Origin of the sequence: Streptomyces sp. NPDC002044 (assembly GCF_040296725.1) — a bacterium.
Lineage (GTDB): Bacteria > Actinomycetota > Actinomycetes > Streptomycetales > Streptomycetaceae > Streptomyces > Streptomyces antarcticus.
Genome location: NZ_JBEOXU010000128.1, coordinates 1 through 18,009, shown reverse-complemented (window position 1 = coordinate 18,009; position 18,009 = coordinate 1). Strand labels below are relative to the sequence as shown.

16 protein-coding genes are annotated in these 18,009 nt (G+C 73.0%); 9 read left to right on the top strand and 7 right to left on the bottom strand.

What is annotated here, in order from left to right:
* Positions 1 to 421 precede the first annotated feature (421 nt).
* The 5 genes from ABT106_RS25200 to ABT106_RS25180 all read left to right on the top strand — a co-directional run bounded on the left by ABT106_RS25200 (position 422) and on the right by ABT106_RS25180 (position 6,697).
* Positions 422 to 1,189: an IclR family transcriptional regulator gene (locus ABT106_RS25200; RefSeq protein ID WP_351281419.1), complete on the top strand. Its 768-nt coding sequence runs from the start codon at positions 422 to 424 to the stop codon at positions 1,187 to 1,189.
* Positions 1,190 to 1,516: 327 nt separating this feature from the next.
* Positions 1,517 to 2,299 (top strand): MIP/aquaporin family protein, encoded by a 783-nt coding sequence (locus tag ABT106_RS25195; protein ID WP_351281416.1) that lies wholly within the window; start codon positions 1,517 to 1,519, stop codon positions 2,297 to 2,299.
* A 75-nt stretch (positions 2,300 to 2,374) separates the two neighbouring features.
* The gene (gene glpK, locus ABT106_RS25190; protein WP_351281414.1) at positions 2,375 to 3,919 is read left to right on the top strand and encodes a glycerol kinase GlpK; all 1,545 of its coding nucleotides are present in this window, start codon (positions 2,375 to 2,377) and stop codon (positions 3,917 to 3,919) included.
* A gap of 44 nt (positions 3,920 to 3,963) precedes the next feature.
* Positions 3,964 to 5,571 (top strand): glycerol-3-phosphate dehydrogenase/oxidase, encoded by a 1,608-nt coding sequence (locus ABT106_RS25185; RefSeq protein ID WP_351281411.1) that lies wholly within the window; start codon positions 3,964 to 3,966, stop codon positions 5,569 to 5,571.
* Positions 5,572 to 5,698: 127 nt separating this feature from the next.
* A complete protein-coding gene (locus ABT106_RS25180) occupies positions 5,699 to 6,697 on the top strand; it encodes a PAC2 family protein (protein WP_502979471.1) in 999 nt (332 codons plus the stop codon).
* Between the two features lie 62 nt (positions 6,698 to 6,759).
* On the opposite strand, the gene mshC is transcribed toward ABT106_RS25180, so the two are convergent.
* From mshC to ABT106_RS25160, 4 genes are all read right to left on the bottom strand, one after another.
* Positions 6,760 to 7,989: a cysteine--1-D-myo-inosityl 2-amino-2-deoxy-alpha-D-glucopyranoside ligase gene (gene mshC / locus ABT106_RS25175; RefSeq protein ID WP_351281408.1), complete on the bottom strand. Its 1,230-nt coding sequence runs from the start codon at positions 7,987 to 7,989 to the stop codon at positions 6,760 to 6,762.
* A gap of 110 nt (positions 7,990 to 8,099) precedes the next feature.
* A complete protein-coding gene (locus ABT106_RS25170; protein WP_351281405.1) occupies positions 8,100 to 8,975 on the bottom strand; it encodes an SCO1664 family protein in 876 nt (291 codons plus the stop codon).
* A complete protein-coding gene (locus ABT106_RS25165; protein ID WP_267722618.1) occupies positions 8,939 to 9,529 on the bottom strand; it encodes a DUF3090 domain-containing protein in 591 nt (196 codons plus the stop codon). Before ABT106_RS25165 ends, ABT106_RS25170 begins: the two co-directional genes overlap by 37 nt.
* Positions 9,530 to 9,606: 77 nt before the next feature.
* Positions 9,607 to 10,341, bottom strand: coding sequence for a histidine phosphatase family protein (locus ABT106_RS25160; RefSeq protein ID WP_351281401.1), 735 nt, complete (start codon positions 10,339 to 10,341; stop codon positions 9,607 to 9,609).
* Between the two features lie 62 nt (positions 10,342 to 10,403).
* Between ABT106_RS25160 and ABT106_RS25155 the strand changes: the two genes are divergently transcribed.
* Positions 10,404 to 11,387, top strand: coding sequence for a magnesium and cobalt transport protein CorA (locus ABT106_RS25155; protein WP_351281398.1), 984 nt, complete (start codon positions 10,404 to 10,406; stop codon positions 11,385 to 11,387).
* An 81-nt stretch (positions 11,388 to 11,468) separates the two neighbouring features.
* Here ABT106_RS25155 and ABT106_RS25150 read toward each other — a convergent pair whose 3' ends face one another.
* Both ABT106_RS25150 and ABT106_RS25145 read right to left on the bottom strand, forming a co-directional pair.
* Complete coding sequence (locus tag ABT106_RS25150; protein WP_351281395.1) at positions 11,469 to 12,257, bottom strand: ferritin-like domain-containing protein; 789 nt, start codon at positions 12,255 to 12,257, stop codon at positions 11,469 to 11,471.
* 240 nt (positions 12,258 to 12,497) lie between these two features.
* Positions 12,498 to 13,547, bottom strand: coding sequence for an LLM class F420-dependent oxidoreductase (locus ABT106_RS25145; protein WP_267722614.1), 1,050 nt, complete (start codon positions 13,545 to 13,547; stop codon positions 12,498 to 12,500).
* A gap of 105 nt (positions 13,548 to 13,652) precedes the next feature.
* Between ABT106_RS25145 and ABT106_RS25140 the strand changes: the two genes are divergently transcribed.
* Both ABT106_RS25140 and ABT106_RS25135 read left to right on the top strand, forming a co-directional pair.
* Entirely contained in the window at positions 13,653 to 14,636 is a 984-nt protein-coding gene (locus tag ABT106_RS25140; protein WP_351281391.1) for an aldo/keto reductase, read from the top strand.
* The gene (locus ABT106_RS25135) at positions 14,633 to 16,909 is read left to right on the top strand and encodes an ATP-binding domain-containing protein (RefSeq protein ID WP_351281388.1); all 2,277 of its coding nucleotides are present in this window, start codon (positions 14,633 to 14,635) and stop codon (positions 16,907 to 16,909) included. Before ABT106_RS25140 ends, ABT106_RS25135 begins: the two co-directional genes overlap by 4 nt.
* 69 nt (positions 16,910 to 16,978) lie before the next feature.
* Here ABT106_RS25135 and ABT106_RS25130 read toward each other — a convergent pair whose 3' ends face one another.
* Positions 16,979 to 17,695, bottom strand: coding sequence for a hypothetical protein (locus ABT106_RS25130; RefSeq protein ID WP_351281386.1), 717 nt, complete (start codon positions 17,693 to 17,695; stop codon positions 16,979 to 16,981).
* A 47-nt stretch (positions 17,696 to 17,742) separates the two neighbouring features.
* Between ABT106_RS25130 and ABT106_RS25125 the strand changes: the two genes are divergently transcribed.
* Positions 17,743 to 17,931: a DUF5703 family protein gene (locus ABT106_RS25125; protein ID WP_031146791.1), complete on the top strand. Its 189-nt coding sequence runs from the start codon at positions 17,743 to 17,745 to the stop codon at positions 17,929 to 17,931.
* The last annotated feature ends 78 nt before the right edge of the window (positions 17,932 to 18,009 follow it).

Sequence of the window (18,009 nt, the reverse complement as noted above, 5' to 3'; positions counted from 1 at the left end):
TGGAAGTCCTCCAACGACGGATCCTGCTCCTGAAGCATCGTCCCCATCGCACCATCCGCGACCACCACACGGGTGGCCAGCGCCTCACGGAGGGCATCGGCCCGGGTCTGGGTGTCAGCGGGCGGGTTCGGCAACGAGGCCATGCTTGAGCTCCCTGGGATGCGACGGCTGTCGGCTTTGCACCCCCTCGGTGTCAAGGGTGCACGCGGTCAGGGTAACCGTGTGTCCCGGGCCCCGGTGGGGTTGTCCCACGTGGCGGACTGCATTCTGTGGCGGGGGCCGGGCGGGGCGCGGGGGTCCGCGGAACATCCGGAGTTCCGGTCGGCCATGCGCGAGGTCGGCATCGACCGATACTGTTCAGCATTGTCGAACCTCATCTACACAGTCAGTATGGACAGCAACGTCAGCAGGAGGCTGCGCGATGGCACGGAACATCCAGTCGCTCGAACGAGCCGCTGCGATGCTGCGGCTCCTGGCCGGCGGTGAACGCCGGCTGGGCCTGTCGGACGTGGCCTCCTCCCTCGGCCTCGCCAAGGGGACGGCTCACGGCATCCTGCGCACCCTGCAGGCCGAGGGCTTCGTGGAGCAGGACGCGGCCTCCGGCCGGTACCAGCTGGGCGCGGAGCTGCTGCGCCTGGGCAACAGCTATCTCGACGTTCACGAGCTGCGCGCCCGCGCCCTGGTCTGGACGGACGACCTGGCCCGGGCGAGCGGCGAGAGCGTGTACGTGGGCGTGCTGCACAAGAGCGGGGTGCTGATCATGCACCACGTGTTCCGGCCCGATGACAGCCGCCAGGTGCTGGAGGTCGGGGCGATGCAGCCGCTGCACTCGACCGCGCTGGGCAAGGTGCTGTCGGCGTACGACCCGGTCGCGCACACGCAGGCGGTGGAGGTGGAGCGCGAGGCGTTCACCCCGCGGACCGTCACGGACGGCGCCGGCTTCGAGGAGATCCTGGACCTGACCCGGGCCCGCGGCTGGGCCGCCGACGTCGAGGAGACCTGGGACGGCATCGCCTCCGTGGCGGCCCCCATCCACAACCGGCGCCGCATGCCGGTGGGCGCGGTGGCGGTCGCGGGGGCCGTGGAGCGGGTCTGCGGGGAGGCCGGAGAGCCCCGTGCGGCCCTCATCGCGTCCGTACGGGACTGTGCGCGCGCCGTTTCACGCGATCTCGGCGCAGGCCGGTTCTAGGGCCCGCATAGCCCCTACCAGGCCCTTCTCAGCCAGGGCCTGGCTTTTTCATGCCCTCTTTTCGTCACATCCCGACCATCCGATGGCCGGATTTGGCTGATCCCACCGAGCGGTAACGATCCGGCACTTTGGCCTGGCCGACCCTTGACGCAATCTTCATCTGGGCGGAAAACTGCCGTTCACCGGTCGGCATTGTCGAACACCTAACGGCAATACGCGTTAGGGTGGGGCAAGGCCAAGGGCCGGTGAAGCACTCACCGAGTGCGCGGAACCACCGGTGGGACCCGGTGTCCGCCCACCCCTGGACGTATGACAAAGGAGTCGCGGGTGTCCAGCTCCGACATCTTCATCGGCGAGACCATCGGTACCGCCCTGCTCACTCTGCTCGGTGGCGGCGTCTGCGCCGCCGTCACCCTCAAGAGCTCCAAGGCCCGCAACGCGGGCTGGCTGGCCATCACGTTCGGCTGGGGTTTCGCCGTCCTGATCGCCGCGTACGTCTCCGCACCGCTCTCCGGCGCGCACCTCAACCCGGCGGTCACCGTCGGCATCGCCGTCAAGGACGGCGTCTGGGGCGACGTTCCGGTCTACCTCGCCGGACAGCTCCTCGGCGCGATGATCGGCGCGGTCCTGATGTGGATCACGTACTACGGCCAGTTCCGCGCCCACCTGGCGGACCCGGAGCACATCCGCGACGCGAAGCTCGGCCCCGAGGACCCGCACCCGCACGACCAGGCCGGTCCGGTGCTCGGCATCTTCTCCACGGGCCCCGAGATCCGCAACACCGTCCAGAACCTCGCGACCGAGATCATCGGCACCGCCGTCCTGGTCCTGGCCATCCTGACCCAGGGCCTCCAGGACGACGGCAAGGGTCTCGGCGTCATCGGCGTCCTGATCACCTCGTTCGTGGTCGTCGGCATCGGCCTCTCGCTGGGCGGCCCGACCGGCTACGCGATCAACCCGGTCCGCGACCTCGGCCCCCGCATCGTCCACTCCCTGCTGCCGCTTCCCCACAAGGGCGGCTCCGACTGGGGATACTCCTGGATCCCGGTGGTCGGCCCGCTCGTCGGTGCCGTCATAGCCGGTGGTCTGTACAACATCGCGTTCGCCTGATCAGCATCGGCAGCGATCGCAAGATCCGCACCGCCCCCTGATTCCGCCTACTCACGACCTGCCAGGAGCAGCCACATGACCAGCAGCACCGGCCCCTTCATCGCCGCGATCGACCAGGGCACCACCTCCTCCCGCTGCATCGTGTTCGACCGCGACGGCCGCATCGTCGCCGTCGACCAGAAGGAGCACGAGCAGATCTTCCCGAAGCCGGGCTGGGTCGAGCACGACGCCACCGAGATCTGGACCAACGTCCAGGAGGTCGTCGCCGGGGCCATCGCCAAGGCCGCCCAGGACGTTCCGGGCTTCACGTCCGCCGACGTCAAGGCCGTGGGCATCACCAACCAGCGCGAGACCACCCTCATGTGGGACCGCCACACCGGCGAGCCCGTGCACAACGCGCTCGTCTGGCAGGACACCCGCACCGACGCCCTGTGCAAGGAGCTCGGCCGCAACGTCGGCCAGGACCGCTTCCGCCGCGAGACCGGCCTGCCGCTGGCGAGCTACTTCGCCGGCCCGAAGGCCCGCTGGCTGCTCGACAACGTCGAGGGCCTGCGCGAGCGCGCCGAGGCGGGCGACATCCTCTTCGGCACCATGGACTCGTGGGTCATCTGGAACCTGACCGGCGGCGCCCAGGGCGGCGTGCACGTCACCGACGTCACCAACGCCTCGCGCACCATGCTGATGAACCTGCACAACCTCACGTGGGACGAGCGCATCGCCGAGTCCATGGGCGTCCCGCTCAACGTCCTGCCGGAGATCCGCTCCTCCGCCGAGGTCTACGGCGAGGTCAAGGAGGGCGTCCTCGCGGGCGTCCCCGTCGCCTCGGCGCTCGGTGACCAGCAGGCCGCCCTGTTCGGCCAGACCTGTTTCGCCGAGGGCGAGGCGAAGTCCACGTACGGCACCGGCACGTTCATGCTGATGAACACCGGCGACAAGATCATCAACTCCTACAGCGGCCTGCTGACCACGGTCGGCTACCAGATCGGCGACGCGAAGCCGGTCTACGCGCTGGAGGGCTCCATCGCCGTCACCGGCTCGCTCGTCCAGTGGATGCGCGACCAGATGGGCCTGATCAAGTCCGCGGCCGAGATCGAGACCCTGGCCTCCTCCGTCGAGGACAACGGCGGCGCGTACTTCGTGCCGGCCTTCTCCGGCCTGTTCGCCCCGTACTGGCGCTCCGACGCCCGCGGCGTGATCACCGGCCTCACCCGGTACGTCACCAAGGCGCACATCGCCCGTGCCGTCCTGGAGGCCACCGCCTGGCAGACCCGCGAGATCACCGACGCCATGACCAAGGACTCGGGCGTCGAGCTCGCCGCCCTCAAGGTCGACGGCGGCATGACCTCCAACAACCTGCTGATGCAGACGCTCTCGGACTTCCTGGACGCCCCCGTGGTGCGCCCGATGGTCGCCGAGACCACCTGCCTCGGCGCCGCCTACGCCGCCGGCCTGGCCGTCGGCTTCTGGCCCGACACCGACGCCCTGCGCGCCAACTGGCGCCGCGCGGCCGAGTGGACCCCGCGCATGCCCGCCGAGCAGCGGGACCGCGAGTACAAGAGCTGGCTCAAGGCCGTCGAGCGGTCCATGGGCTGGGTCGACGACGAAGACGCCACCAGCTGACCGTACGGCCGGCGCAATCGACGAGTAAGTAGGAGTCAACGGATATGAGCACCCCGCAGAGCGTTCCCACCCTGGGTACGCACCCGACCGCCGGCTCGAACCCGAGCCGCGCCGAGACCCGTGAGCAGTTGGCCAAGGCCACGTACGACCTGCTGGTCATCGGCGGTGGAATCCTGGGCACCTCGGTGGCCTGGCACGCCGCGCAGTCGGGTCTGCGGGTCGCCATGGTGGACGCCGGCGACTTCGCCGGCGCCACGTCCTCCGCCTCCTCCAAGCTCGTCCACGGCGGCCTGCGCTACCTCCAGACCGGCGCGGTCAAGCTGGTGGCCGAGAACCACCACGAGCGCCGGGTCCTGGCCAAGGACGTGGCCCCGCACCTGGTCAACCCGCTCACCTTCTACCTCCCCGTCTACAAGGGCGGTCCGGTGGGCGCGGCCAAGCTGGGTGCGGGCGTCTTCGCCTACTCCGCCCTCTCGGCCTTCGGCGACGGCATCGGCAAGGTCATCTCGCCGGCCCGTGCCGCCGCCGACAACCCGGGTCTGAAGACGGACAACCTCAAGGCCGTCGCGGTCTACTACGACCACCAGATGAACGACTCCCGCGTCGCCGTCATGACGGTCCGCGCGGCCGTCGAGTCGGGTGCGGTCGTCCTGAACCACGCCGAGGTCACCGGACTGCGCACCACGCGCGGCCGGGTCTCCGGCGCCGAGCTCAAGGACCGTCTGGACGGCACCGAGTTCGGGGTCGACGCGCGCGTCGTGCTCAACGCCACCGGCCCGTGGGTGGACCACCTGCGGCGCATGGAGGACAAGCACTCCATGCCGTCGATCCGCCTCTCCAAGGGCGCGCACATCGTCATGAAGCGCACGTCGCCGTGGAAGGCCGCCATGGCCACCCCGATCGACAAGTACCGCATCACCTTCGCCCTCCCCTGGGAGGACCAGCTGCTGCTCGGCACCACCGACGAGGTGTACGAGGGCGACCCGGCGGACGTGCGCGCCACCGAGTCCGACATCCAGCAGATCCTGGACGAGGCGGCCTTCTCCGTGAAGGACGCGGACCTGGACCGCTCGCTGATGACGTACGCCTTCGCGGGCCTGCGGGTGCTGCCCGGCGGCCCCGGCGGCGTCGAGAAGGCCAAGCGTGAGACGGTCGTCTCCGAGGGCGCCGGCGGCATGCTGTCGGTGGCCGGCGGGAAGTGGACCACGTACCGCCACATCGGCCGCGTGGTCATGGACAAGCTGGCGAAGCTCCCGGGCAGCCCGCTGACCGAGGACATGGAGCCGGCGAAGTCGCTCGTGCGCCGGATCCCGCTGCCCGGTGTCGCCAACCCGAACGCGGTCGCGCACCGGCTGCTGGTGGACCGCGAGCCCGGCTCCCGGATGGACCCGCTGACCGCGCGCCACCTGGCCTCGCACTACGGCTCGCTCGCCTTCGACATCGCGCGCATCGCCAACGAGAACCCGGCGCTGGCCGAGCGCATCCACCCGGACGGCCCGGAGATCTGGGCGCAGGTCGCCTACGCCCGCGACAACGAGTGGGCGCAGACGGTCGACGACGTGCTGCGCCGGCGTACGACGGTGACGGTCCGCGGTCTGGACGACGCCTCCGTGCGCGCCCGGGTCGAGGAGATGCTGGGCCACAAGGCATAGCTCGCGCGCAGGTGGGGAAGAGGGGCGGTTCCGAGGGGAACCGCCCCTCCGTCGTGGGCTGTGGCCGATGTCCCTTCAAGGCTTAGGCTGACCCCCGTACGCAAGGGAACTTCGGAAGGAGACCTGGGTGATCGAGCTTGAGGGCGTGCCCGAGCTGATCGACCCGGTCATGGTGGCCGCGTTCGAGGGCTGGAACGACGCGGGTGACGCCGCCTCCGGCGCGGTCGCGCACCTGGACCGGGAATGGAAGGGCGAGGTGTTCGCGGCGCTCGACGCCGAGGACTACTACGATTTCCAGGTCAACCGGCCGACGGTGTGGCTGGACAACGGGGTACGGAAGATCACCTGGCCGACGACACGGCTGTCGGTGGTCCGGATCGGCGGCGCGAAGCCGCGCGACCTGGTGCTCGTACGGGGGATCGAACCGTCCATGCGGTGGCGGTCGTTCTGCAACGAGATCCTCGGCTTCGCCCACGAGCTGGGCGTGGAGATGGTGGTCATCCTGGGGGCGCTGCTCGGGGACACGCCGCACACGCGGCCGGTGCCGGTGAGCGGGGTCACCTCGGACGCGGACCTGGCCCGGACGATGGACCTGGAGGAGACGAAGTACGAGGGCCCGACGGGCATCGTGGGCATCCTCCAGGAGGCGTGCACGCACGCGGGGGTCCCGGCGGTGTCGCTGTGGGCGGCGGTGCCGCACTACGTGTCGCAGCCGCCGAACCCGAAGGCGACGCTGGCCCTGCTGAACCGGCTGGAGGACCTGATCGACATCCGGATCCCGCTGGGCGAACTGCCGGAGGACGCCCGGGCGTGGCAGCTGGGCGTCGACCAACTGGCGGCCGAGGACAGCGAGGTGGCGGAGTACGTCCAGACGCTGGAGGAGGCGCGGGACACCGCCGACCTGCCCGAGGCGTCGGGCGACGCCATCGCCCGGGAGTTCGAGCGGTACCTGAGGCGGCGGGACCCGTCCGCCGCCGCGGAGCCGGGGGACGCGGCGTACCTGCGGGATCCGTCCGGCGGGCTCCCCCGGGGGCCGAAGCGCAAGCCGGAGGTGACCGGGGAGGATCCGCAGCCCCCGGCCGTGGCTCCGCCGGAGGAGGACACCCCGGAGCCCCCGGAGGCGTAGCCCGTGCGGGCCGCTTCCCGGGGTCCGGGGGCAGCGCCCCCGGACCACGGTCCGCAGGTGGGCTACAGGGCCACGCCCAGGAGGGCGTCGACGGTACGGGAGACCAGGCCCGGGGCGGACTCGTCGTCGCCACCCGCGGCCAGCTGGAGTTCCACCCAGCGGTCCACGGCGGCCAGCGCCGCCGGGGCGTCCAGGTCGGCGGAGAGGGCCGCGCGGACCTCTTCCACCAGGGCGTCCGCGGCGAGTCCGTCCGGCCGGGACACGGCCGCGCGCCAGCGCTCCAGGCGGGCCACGGCCTCGGCGAGCACCGCGTCCGTCCACTCCCAGTCGGCCCGGTAGTGGTGCGACAGGAGCGCGAGGCGGATGGCCGCCGGGTCGACGCCGTCCCGCCGCAGGGCGGACACGAAGACCAGGTTGCCCCGGGACTTCGACATCTTCTCGCCGTGCAGGGCCACCATGCCCGCGTGGACGTACGCCTTGGCCATCGGGAACTCGCCCGTCAGGACCTGCGCGTGCGAGGCGCCCATCTCGTGGTGCGGGAACACCAGGTCGGAGCCGCCGCCCTGGATGTCGAAGCCCATGCCCAGGTGGTCCAGGGCGATGGCGACGCACTCGATGTGCCAGCCCGGTCGGCCGCGGCCCAGTGAGCCGCCGTCCCAGCTGGGCTCGCCCGGGCGGGCGGCCATCCACAGCATCGGGTCGAGCGGGTTCTTCTTCCCCGGCCGTTCCGGGTCGCCTCCGCGTTCGGCGGACAGCAGCCGCATCGCCTCGGCGTCGAGGTGCGAGACCCCGCCGAAGTGGGGGTCGGACTCCACGGAGAAGTAGACGTCGCCGTCCAGGTCGTAGGCGGCGCCCGCGTCGCGCAGCCGCTCGACCAGCGGCACGATGCCGGGTATGGCCTCGACGGCTCCGATGTAGTGCTGCGGCGGCAGCATGCGCAGGGCGGTCATGTCCTCGCGGAAGAGCGCGGTCTCGCGCTCGGCCAGCTCGGTCCAGTCGTGGCCGTCGCGCTGGGCCCGCTCCAGAAGCGGGTCGTCCACGTCCGTGACGTTCTGGACGTAGTGAACCTGCCTCTTGGTGTCGAGCCACACGCGCTGCACGAGGTCGAACGCGTTGTAGGTCGCCGCGTGACCGATGTGGGTCGCGTCGTACGGCGTGATGCCGCAGACGTAGATTCGGGCGACGGGACCGGGGGCGAGGGTGATCGTCCCCTGAGTCGCGGTGTCGTGGATCTGGAGGTCGCGGCCCTTGCCAGGCAGGGCGGGGACCTCAGAAGCGGGCCAGGCATGCATGGCACGAGCGTAACCGGACGGATGTTCCGGAAACGAACCGGACCAGCACTGTTGTCTTGATCGACTCTCTTGCGGTCTGGCCGATTCTGTGCGTATCGAGACTGGCCGGATCAGACCGGTGGCCAGGGGATCGCCGGCCACTGCCCCGACGGCTTGGGGTGGGTCCCGGAGCGCAGCAGCTGCTCCACCCGGTCCCGTACGGCGGCCAGCTCGGCCGCGGTGACCAGTTCCGCCAGCCGGGTGGCGAGCGGCGCCCCGTCGGCCAGATGCGCGCCGAGCGAGGCCAGGACCTCGCGGGCCTCGTCCGTGAGCGGCTCCCCCGCCCACCCCCACAGGAGCGTGCGGAGCTTGTCCTCGGTGTGGAAGGTCACTCCGTGGTCGATGCCGTAGAGGCGTCCGTCGGCCGTGGGCAGCAGGTGACCGCCCTTGCGGTCGCCGTTGTTGATCACGGCGTCGAGGACGGCCATGCGGCGCAGCCGCGGGTCGTCCGCGTGCACGAGCAGGGCGGTGCGGCCCTCGCCGACCTCGGCCAGGGCGACGGGCTTCCAGCCCTCCGCCGCCTCCTCGCCCTCGACGAGCGCGAGGAGCCCGCTGCCCGGGCCGCCGTCCGTGATCCCGTCACCGCCGGCCTCCTCGTCCGGGTCGGGCGAGTCGATCCAGCGCTGGACCATGCCCTCGCCGTACGGTCCGTCGCGCAGGACGGTCTCCGGTACGAGGCCCCAGCCGGTGGCCTCGGAGACCAGGTAGGCGGCGACCTCGCGCCGGGCGAGGTTCCCGTCGGGGAAGTCCCACAGCGGCCGCTCGCCCTTGACCGGTTTGTACACGCAGTCGGCGGTGGTGCCCTCGTACGCGACCGTGCACAGCAGGACGGCGTTGGACGCCTCCCGGATGCGGCCGACGACGGTCAGCTCGCCCCGGGCGAGCAGGTCCTCGTGTTCCCCCGTGACGCTCACGCCTGGCGCCGGTAGCCGTTCTGGCGCGGGCACACGTGCCCCTCCGGGTCCAGCGGCAGGCTGCACAGCGGGCAGGGCGGGCGCCCGGCGTTGACCACGTCCAGGGCGCGCTTGGCGAAGGCCCGGGCCTGGGCGCCGCTGAGGCGGACCCGCAGCATGGGCGGGCCGTTCTCCTCGTCCTGGAGCAGCCGCTCCTCGGCCTCGGCGAGGTCCTCGTCGGAGTCGGCCTCCACCTCCACCAGGGCCTGCGCCTCGACGATCATCCGCTGCTCCTCGCCGTCCCAGGCCAGGGCCATGGTGCCGACGCGGAACTCCTCGTCGACGGGGACGTCCAGGGGCGCGGTGTCGGACGCTTCCGCGGGGGCGACGGCCGGGACCGGGGCGTTGCCCCCGGTGCGCCGCACGACCTCGTCCAGCAGCTCGTCCATCCGCTCGGCCAGCGCCGCGACCTGGGTCTTCTCCAGGGAGACGCTGGTGACGCGGGGGCCGGAGGAGGCCTGCAGGAAGAACGTACGGCGTCCCGGAAGGCCGACCGTGCCGGCCACGAAGCGGTCCGGGGGGTCGTAGAGGAACACCTGACGGGGCACGTCCAGTCTCCAAGTCTCGGCGGCGGGGGCAGTCCTGCGCCCCGGTGTGGGCCCGACCACCCTACTGCGCCGTTCGATCACACGGCGCCCGCACCGCCCCCCACGACGGCGTCGTCGCCGTTGCCGCCGCCGGTGCGCGCCTCCGCGGCCCCGGGCTCCTCGGCGTCGTCGGAGGCGGGGCTCGGCACGAGCGCGCCGAAGTCCCCGGTGTCCCCGAGCCGGAACACGTACGGCCGGATCGGGGTGTACCTGATCGCGGTGACCGAGCAGGGGTCGACGTGGATGCGCTGGAAGAGGTCCAGGTGCATGCCCAGGGCGTCGGCCACGAGGGACTTGATGATGTCGCCGTGCGAGCACATCAGGAAGACGGCGTCGCTCCCGTGCTCCTCCTCGATCCGCGCGTTCCAGTCCCGTACGGCGTCCACGGCGCGGGCCTGCATGGCGCGCATGGACTCGCCGCCGGGGAAGGCGACGGCGGAGGGGTGCTGCTGGACGATCTTCATCAGCGGTTCGTCGGACAGCTCGGAGAGCTTGCGGCCGGACCAGTCGCCGTAGTGGCACTCGCCGATACGCTCGTCGGTGTGCGGCTCCAGCCCGGGCCGGGCGGCCAGCAGCGGTGCGAGCGTCTCCCGGCAGCGTTGCAGCGGGCTGGTGACGACGGCGGCGAGCGGCACCCCCGCCAGCCGCCCGGGCAGCGCGGCGGCCTGTTCGGCGCCGCGCTCGTCGAGCGCCACCCCCGGGGTCCATCCGGCGAGCAGTCCGGCGGTGTTGGCGGTGGACCGCCCGTGTCGTACGAGGATCAGCGTGGCCATGGCGCAAGGGTAAGCGGTGGCGCCGGTGTGCGGGCGGGCCGCCGGCGGGGAACAATGCCCGGGTGATTGTGGACTGCGCGATGTACCGGAACGGCCGTCGGTCCGAGGCTCCCCAGGACTTCTCCGACGCCCTCGACGAGGCGCGGGCGTCCGGTGACTCCTTCCTGTGGGTCGGCATGCACGAACCGTCGGAGAAGGAGTTCGACCACGTCCGCGCGGAGTTCGGGCTGCACCCGCTGGCGGTGGAGGACGCGCTGACCGCCCACCAGCGGCCGAAGCTGGAGGTCTACGACGACTCGCTGTTCGTGGTCCTCAAGCCGGTGCGGTACGACGACACGACCGACACGGTTACCGCGGGCGAGCTGATGGTGTTCATCGGCGACTGCTTCGTCGTCACGGTCCGGCACGGCGAGGGCGCCCCGCTGGCCGCCGTACGGCAGCGGCTGGAGCAGGAGCCGCAGGTCCTGCGGCACGGCCCGACGGCGGTGCTCTACGCGGTGTCCGACGCCGTGGTCGACCACTACATCGAGGTGGCCGCCGAGCTCCAGGCCGACCTGGAGGAGCTGGAGGCGGAGGTCTTCGCCCCGAACGCCTCCGACACCAAGAACACCGCCGCCCGGATCTACGGGTTCAAGCGGCAGGTGCTGGAGTTCCGCCGGGCGACGAGCCCGCTGCTCCAGCCGATGGACCGGCTCGCGTTCGGGGGCGTGCCGTTCGTCCACGAGCACGCGCGGCCGTTCTTCCGGGACGTGGCCGACCACCTGACCAAGGCGAACGAGTACATCGAGGGCCTGGACCGGCTGCTGTCGGACGCGCTCTCCGCGCACCTGGCGCAGATGGGGGTCCGGCAGAACGACGACATGCGCAAGATCTCGGCGTGGGCGGCGATGGCGGCGGTGCCGACGATGGTGGCGGGGATCTACGGGATGAACTTCGACCACATGCCGGAGCTGAGGCACACCTGGGGCTATCCGGCGGTGCTCGTGCTGATGGCGGGCCTGTGCCTGGGTCTGCGCCGGACGTTCAAGCGCCGCGGCTGGCTGTAGCCCGCCCTCCGGCCCGCGCGGGTTACGCCGCGGTACGGGCGCGGCGGGTGCGGGACGCGGCAGGCGGGGCGCGGGCCGCCGCTACGCGAACTCGGGCGCCGAGGTCGGGGCCCCGCCCAGGGCGTCGCGCCGTTCGGGCATGCTCAGGCGCACCATGCGGTGCCAGCCGCTGAACCGCTCGTACGCGTGCGTCCCGCGGATCCCGGCGGCGAGCAGGGCCGCCTTCGGCGCGGGCCAGGCCAGCAGCCGGCCCATGTGGTCCATGACGGCGAGGCTCACGTCCCGGTAGACGCCGATCTCGGTGAGCGCGCTCTCCCGGAGCACCCGGTGGATGGTCCGGCCGTGGCCCGCGCGGGCCAGGCGCAGCAACTCCTCGTGGCAGTAGGCGAGGTGGTTGTCCTCGTCGTTGCTGATCATGCGGACGGCCCTGCCGATCTCGGGGTCGTCGCCGAAGCAGCGCACGAGCATGACCATCTGGTCGGCGGCGCGCTGTTCGGTGACGCGGCTGTGCGCGAGGTAGACCAGGATGTCCTCCTCGGTCAGCGGCTCCTCGCGGCGGAGCTTGTCGTGGGCCAGGCCGATGCCGCGCCGCTCCAGCAGCATCGTGTAGTCGGTCTCGGGCGGGACGGGGACCGCCGGCAGGCCGCGCTTGCGGAGCAGGGCGTTGAAGATCCGCCCGTGTTTGTCCTCGTCGGCGCCGTGCCGGGTGATCTTGGGCGCGAGATCGCGCATGCCGTCGGGTACCAGGGCGGCGATCCGGGCGTTCTCCCAGCCGCCCTGGGACTCTCCGCTGGCGGCGACGGAGCAGAACAGCTGGAAGGCTTCGTCGTTGTCGACGATCTCCTGGAACAGGCTGCGGGCAGAGAGCATGTACCGAGTCAAACGCCGCTGCCGGGAGCGGGCAACCGAGGCGTCGCGCCGCTCGTCCGAATGAACGAACCCGGACGTTGGGCCCCGCCGCGTAACCCCGCGGGCTCCCGGCCCGTTGTTCGCGGTGTCGGCCGTGGCGGGGAAGACCCCCCGAGCCCCCACCACGGCCGCAGACCTCTCCGCGCAAACGCGGCCCCGCACACCCCGCTCGACGGGCGCGCGGGGGCCGCGCCCGACGGCTTACGCCAGTCCGGCGAGTTCCATGGCCTCGGTCCCGGCGCGCAGGGCGGCGAGGCGCTCCTCGCGGGTGAAGCCGGCGGGCGCGAGGGTGAGCGTGGTGACCCCGGCCTCCGCGTAGGCCCGCATCCCGTCCGCGATCCGCTCCACCGGGCCGAGCAGGGCGGTCGAGTCGATCAGCGAGTGCGGGACGGCCGCGGCCGCGCCCGTCTTGTCGCCGGCCAGGTACTTGTCCTGGATCTCCGCGGCTTCCTTCTCGTATCCCATGCGCTGGGCCAGCTGGTTGTAGAAGTTCTGCTTCCGGCTGCCCATGCCGCCGACGTACAGGGCGGTGTACGGGCGGAACACGTCGGCGAGGGCGTGCACGTCGTCGCCGAGGGCCAGCGGCACGGTCGGACACACGTCGAAGCCGTCCATGGTGAGCCCGGCCTTCTCGCGGCCCGCCCGGATGTGGGTGAGCGCGGTGGACTCCAGGTGCTCGGCGGCCGGGAAGATCAGCAGCGCGCCGTCGGCGATCTCGCCGGTCTGCTCCAGGTTCTTCGGGCCGATGGCGGCGATGTAGAGCGGGATGTGCTCGCGCTCGGGGTGCACGGTGAGCTTGAGCGGCTTGCCCGGGCCGCCGGGCAGCGGCAGGGTCCAGTGCTCGCCCTCGTAGGAGAGGCGCTCGCGGGTCATCGCCTTGCGGACGATCTCCACGTACTCCCGGGTCCGCGCGAGCGGCTTGTCGAACTTGACGCCGTACCAGCCCTCGGAGACCTGCGGGCCCGAGACGCCGAGGCCGAGGCGGAAACGGCCCCCGGTGAGGGAGTCGAGGGTGGCCGCCGTCATGGCCGTCATCGCGGGCTGGCGGGCCGGGATCTGGAGGATCGCCGAGCCGACGTCGATGCGTTCGGTCTGGGCGGCGACCCAGGCGAGCACGGTCGGGGCGTCGGAGCCGTACGCCTCCGCGGCCCAGCAGACGTCGTAGCCGAGCCGGTCGGCCTCCTGGGCGACGGCGAGGTTGTCGGCGTCCATGCCCGCACCCCAGTAGCCGAGATTGATGCCGAGCCGCATGTCGTCCCCTTACGCAGTACCGGTGTACCCATGAGTAACGTGGGTCTGCGGGGACTGTAGCGCGCCCGGCTCCGTGGCGGCAGTGCCCCAGTAGTCTCAGCGCTCATGGAGCAGAGGCATCTCGGCCGCACCGGACTGCGCGTTTCCCGGATCGGCCTCGGCACCCTGACCTGGGGCCGCGACACCGGCGGGGAAGCCGCCGCCGAGCAGGTGAAGACCTTCTGGGACGCGGGCGGCACCCTCGTCGACACCGCCGACGTGTACGGGGACGGGGAGGCGGAGTACCTCCTCGGGCAGCTCGTCGGGGGGCTCGTCCCGCGCCGGGACCTGGTGATCGCCACGAAGGCCGGCAGCGTGCCGCATCCGGACCGCCGGTTCGACGGCTCGCGCGGGCACCTCCTGGCCGCCCTCGACGCTTCCCTGGACCGGCTCGGCACCGACTACGTGGACCTGTGGCAGATCCACGCCTTCGACCCGGCGACCCCGCTGGAGGAGACCCTGCAAACCCTGGACCTGGCCGTGAGCAGCGGCCGGGCCCGGTACGCGGGCGTGGCGGGCTTCTGCGGCTGGCAGCTCGCGAAGGCGGCGACCTGGCAGCTCGCGGCCCCGGGGACGCGGACCCGGCTCGCGTCGGCCCAGATGGAGTACTCCCTCCTCCAGCGCGGCGTGGAGCGGGAGGTGCTGCCGGCCGCGCTCGACCTCGGCATCGGCCTGCTGCCCTCGTCCCCGCTGGGGCGCGGTGTCCTGACGGGCAAGTACCGCCGCGGCACGCCCGCCGACTCCCGGGGCGCGTCAGAGGCCCTGGCCGCGCTGGTGGACCCGTACCTGGACGAGGCGGCGGGCCGGATCGTGGACGCGGTGGTCACGGCCGCCCAGGGGCTCGGGGTGACCCCGATCCAGGTGGCCCTGGCATGGCTGCGGGACCGGCCGGGGGTGGTCGCCCCGATCGTCGGCGCGCGGACTTCGGATCAGCTCGCGGCGGCGCTGTCGGTGGAGGCCCTTAGTCTTCCGGTGGAGATCTGCCGGGCGCTGGACGACGTTTCGGCGCCCGTGCACCGCTATCCCGACCAGGACTGGAGCACGCTGTGAGCACGGACCCCGCCACGGAAACCCCCGAGGAGCCCGCCGACGGCACCGTCGGCCCGGAGGGTCCCACGGCATCCGAGCCCGCCCCGCCGGACTCCCCCACGGCCGAGGACGCCGCCGGGGAGGACCCCGAGGTGGCGCCCGGGGCCGTCGCGGAGGCGGCTGAGGAGCCCGCGGAGACCGCGGAGACCGGCACCGTCGCGGAGACGGCGGCGGAGCCGCAGGAAGCGGAGGCGGACGCGATGGTGCCGGACGGCACCGGTGACGCGGCGGCGGAGCCCGCGGCGGACGCGGCTTCGGCGGAGCCCGCCGCGCCCCCCGGGCTGAACGAGGCGCAGGCCGAGCTGGCCGCGCAGAAGGTCGAGCGGGAGCGCATCGCCCGCCGCAAGGCCGAACGGGACGCGCCGGTCGAGGCCGGGGCCAAGCTCAGCGGGCGGGCCGCAGACCTGCTGGCGGCCGTACGGGCCGTGGAGGGCGGGGCCGAGGCGCCCGCCGTGTACTTCGACGAGGCCCCCGCCGCGCCCCGGAAGGCGGCCCCCGCTCCCCCGGCCCCGCGCACGCCGGTGCCCACGGCCGCCCCCGCGGCGGCCCCGCAGGCGTCCGCCGGGACCGTCGACGCCGTACGGGCGGTCCTGGCCCGCGGCGGCGCCCCGGAGGACCTCGCCGCCCCGGTCGCGGCGGCCCTGGGCGACGGCGCGGCGCTGGAGCTGGCCGAGGACCCCTGGCGGCTGCTGTCGGTGCCCGCGGTGCGCCCGAGCCAGGCGGACGGCTTCGCCCGGGCCCTGCTGGGCTCCGAAGCCGGTCCCGGGGACGAGCGCCGCACCGCCGCGCTGCTGGGCTGGCTGCTGGCGCAGGCGGGCCTGAAGGGGCACACCGCGCTGGAGGCCCCGGTCCTGGAGAAGGCCCTGGCCCAGTACGGCGTTCCGGAGCCCGCCGAGGCCCTCGGCGAGGCGGTCGCCGACGGCTCGGTGCTGGTGTTCCACGAGCCGCTGGGCCCGCCGCCGGCGGAGGAGGACGCGGAGCAGCCGGTCCGCGTCCTCGTGGGTCTGGAGGGGGCCGCGATGGCCGAGGAAAGCCTGGCCGACGGCCTGGCCCGCGTCGCCAGCGCCCTCGACGGCCCGGCGGACTGGGAGAAGGCCGCCACCGGACCGGGGGCCGAGCTGATCCGCGCGGTCGCGGTCCACGGCGTGGTGGCCCACACGGGCGGTTCGGCGGCCCGTGCCGAACCCCTCGCCCTGCTGGCGGCCGCCCGGGAGCTGGGTCTGCGCGCCTGCCTGGCCGCGCACGCCCCCGGCGGCCCGGACTCCGTGACCGTGGCGGGGCTGCTGGCCGGCACGGAGGGGCCCGGGCGGGACGCCGACGGGCGGTTCGCGCTGGACCTGCTCGTGGTGCTGGACGCGCCGCAGCTCGACGTGGAGACGGCGGCCGCGCTGGTGGAGTCGGTTCCGGACGGGGCCCGGCTGGTGCTGTCCGGAGACACCGGGGTCCTCGGGTCCGCCGGGGCCGGGCGGGTCTTCGCCGATGTGCTGGCGGCCCGTACGTGCCCCGTGCTGGTCTCCCGGACCCCCGACCCGGGTCCGATCGGCGAGCTGGTCTCGGGGGTCGGGATCGGGGAGCTGTACCAGGTCGACGCCCCCGGCAAGGAGGTCGTCATCGTCCCGGTGCGCGACGCCGGCGAGGCCGTGCACCGCACGGTGCAGCTGGTGGCCGAGTCCGTGCCGCGGGCCTTCGGCGTCCCGGCGGACGGCGTGCAGGTGATCACCCCCGGCCACGGCGGCTCCGCGGGGACCCGGGCGCTGAACGCCGCCCTGAAGGAGCGGCTGAACCCCGGCCCCGGCCGGTTCGGCGGCTTCGACCCCGGCGACCGGGTCGTCCATGTGCCCTCGCCCGGGCGGGCGCTGCCCGCGCGGGTGGTGTCGGCCGACGCGGAGGGGCTGCACCTGGACCGCGCGGGCGAGCCGGTGGTCGTACCGAAGGATCTGGTCGAGGCCCAGGTGCGGCACGGCTGGGCGGTGACGGCGCACCAGGCCGTCGGGGCGCGCTGGCCGGCGGTGGTCGTCGTCCTGCCCGGCGACGCGGCGGAGTCCCTGTCGCGGGACTGGGTGTACACGGCGTTCGGGCGCGCGGAGCGGCACCTGTCGGTGGTGCACGGCGTGGACCAGGCACTGCCGCGGGCGGTGGCGGAGGTCCTGCCGAAGCCGCGTACGACCCGGCTGACGGGCCTGCTGACCGCGCTGGCGGCCTCGGCGCGGGAGCAGCCGCAGCAGCCGCAGTAGCCCGCAGCAGCCGTACGGCGACGCGCGCGCCGCGGCCCCCGCCCTTCTCGGCGGGGGCCGGCGGCCGGGTCAGGCCGGGGTCAGCCCCGGCTGGGCGCCTTCGTCCTCGCGGTCGTCGTCGGGCTCGTCGTCCGACTCGTCCTCGGGCTCGACCTCGTCATCGCCCTCGTCCTCGTCGAACTCGTCGGTCTCCTCGTCGAAGACGGAGCTGACGTCGAACCGGTGCAGCACGTCCTCCGGACCGGTGTGCTCGAAGGGCGAGTTCAGCCACTCCCCCGGTTCGGCCACCTCCTCCGAAGCCGCGATCCAGAGGGTCGAGTCCCCCTCCTCCAGACCGAACTCCTTGTAGCGGGAGGCGATCTCGTCGGGCTCGTACTCCCCGAAGAGCACGCCGAGCGCGCCCGCGGTACCGCCGTCGTGCACGAGCTCGGCGTCACGGTCGTGCGCGGCGACACGCTCGGCCTGCGCGATCAGCCGCGGCGGCTCGACCACGGCGTAGTCCCGGCGGATGAGCACGCTGAAGGCGGCCGGATCGGCGGGGCCGGCGTACGGGACGCCGTCCTCGGGCGTGGGGATCTCGAAGGGGGTGACCTCGTCGTAGCGGTCGTAGAGGAGCTCGTCGTACTCCTCGGCGGCGGCGGCGAGTTCGTTGAACGCGGCGTAGACGTCCGGGTCCTCGTCCCCGGTCCTGCGCTCGACCGCGGCGAGGTGACGGTCGAGTGCGGCCTTGACCGCCTCGGCGGCGGCGCGTACCTCGGCAACAGTGGGCAGAGCGGCATCAGACATGGAGTAGACGCTATCCGTAGCAGGGCTCTGCCCGCACAATAGATGCGATGCCGGAATACGAATTCGTCGACGTGTACGTGCCCCGCGGCGTCCCTCGCAAGGAGGCGACCCGCCTGCTGACCGATCATGCCGAGTACGGGAACTGGGAGCTCGACCGCCTGACCCTGCACCGGGACGGCAGCCGCCGTGTGCGACTGCGCCGCCGGATCATCCGCCAGGTCCGCGCGACCTGGTGAGGCCGGTGACGCGGGCCCCGGGGACGGGGCCGGCGGCCCCGGCGGCGCAGACGGCGCGGCGCGGCAACTGCGAGTGGT

Coding starts and splice junctions, on each gene's coding strand:
- ABT106_RS25125 (WP_031146791.1), top strand. CDS start 17,743: ATGCCGGAATACGAATTCGTCGACGTGTACGTGCCCCGCGGCGTCCCT.
- ABT106_RS25150 (WP_351281395.1), bottom strand. CDS start 12,257: ATGCTCTCTGCCCGCAGCCTGTTCCAGGAGATCGTCGACAACGACGAA.
- glpK (WP_351281414.1), top strand. CDS start 2,375: ATGACCAGCAGCACCGGCCCCTTCATCGCCGCGATCGACCAGGGCACC.
- mshC (WP_351281408.1), bottom strand. CDS start 7,989: ATGCATGCCTGGCCCGCTTCTGAGGTCCCCGCCCTGCCTGGCAAGGGC.
- ABT106_RS25145 (WP_267722614.1), bottom strand. CDS start 13,547: ATGCGGCTCGGCATCAATCTCGGCTACTGGGGTGCGGGCATGGACGCC.
- ABT106_RS25200 (WP_351281419.1), top strand. CDS start 422: ATGGCACGGAACATCCAGTCGCTCGAACGAGCCGCTGCGATGCTGCGG.
- ABT106_RS25160 (WP_351281401.1), bottom strand. CDS start 10,341: ATGGCCACGCTGATCCTCGTACGACACGGGCGGTCCACCGCCAACACC.
- ABT106_RS25140 (WP_351281391.1), top strand. CDS start 13,653: ATGGAGCAGAGGCATCTCGGCCGCACCGGACTGCGCGTTTCCCGGATC.
- ABT106_RS25185 (WP_351281411.1), top strand. CDS start 3,964: ATGAGCACCCCGCAGAGCGTTCCCACCCTGGGTACGCACCCGACCGCC.
- ABT106_RS25130 (WP_351281386.1), bottom strand. CDS start 17,695: ATGTCTGATGCCGCTCTGCCCACTGTTGCCGAGGTACGCGCCGCCGCC.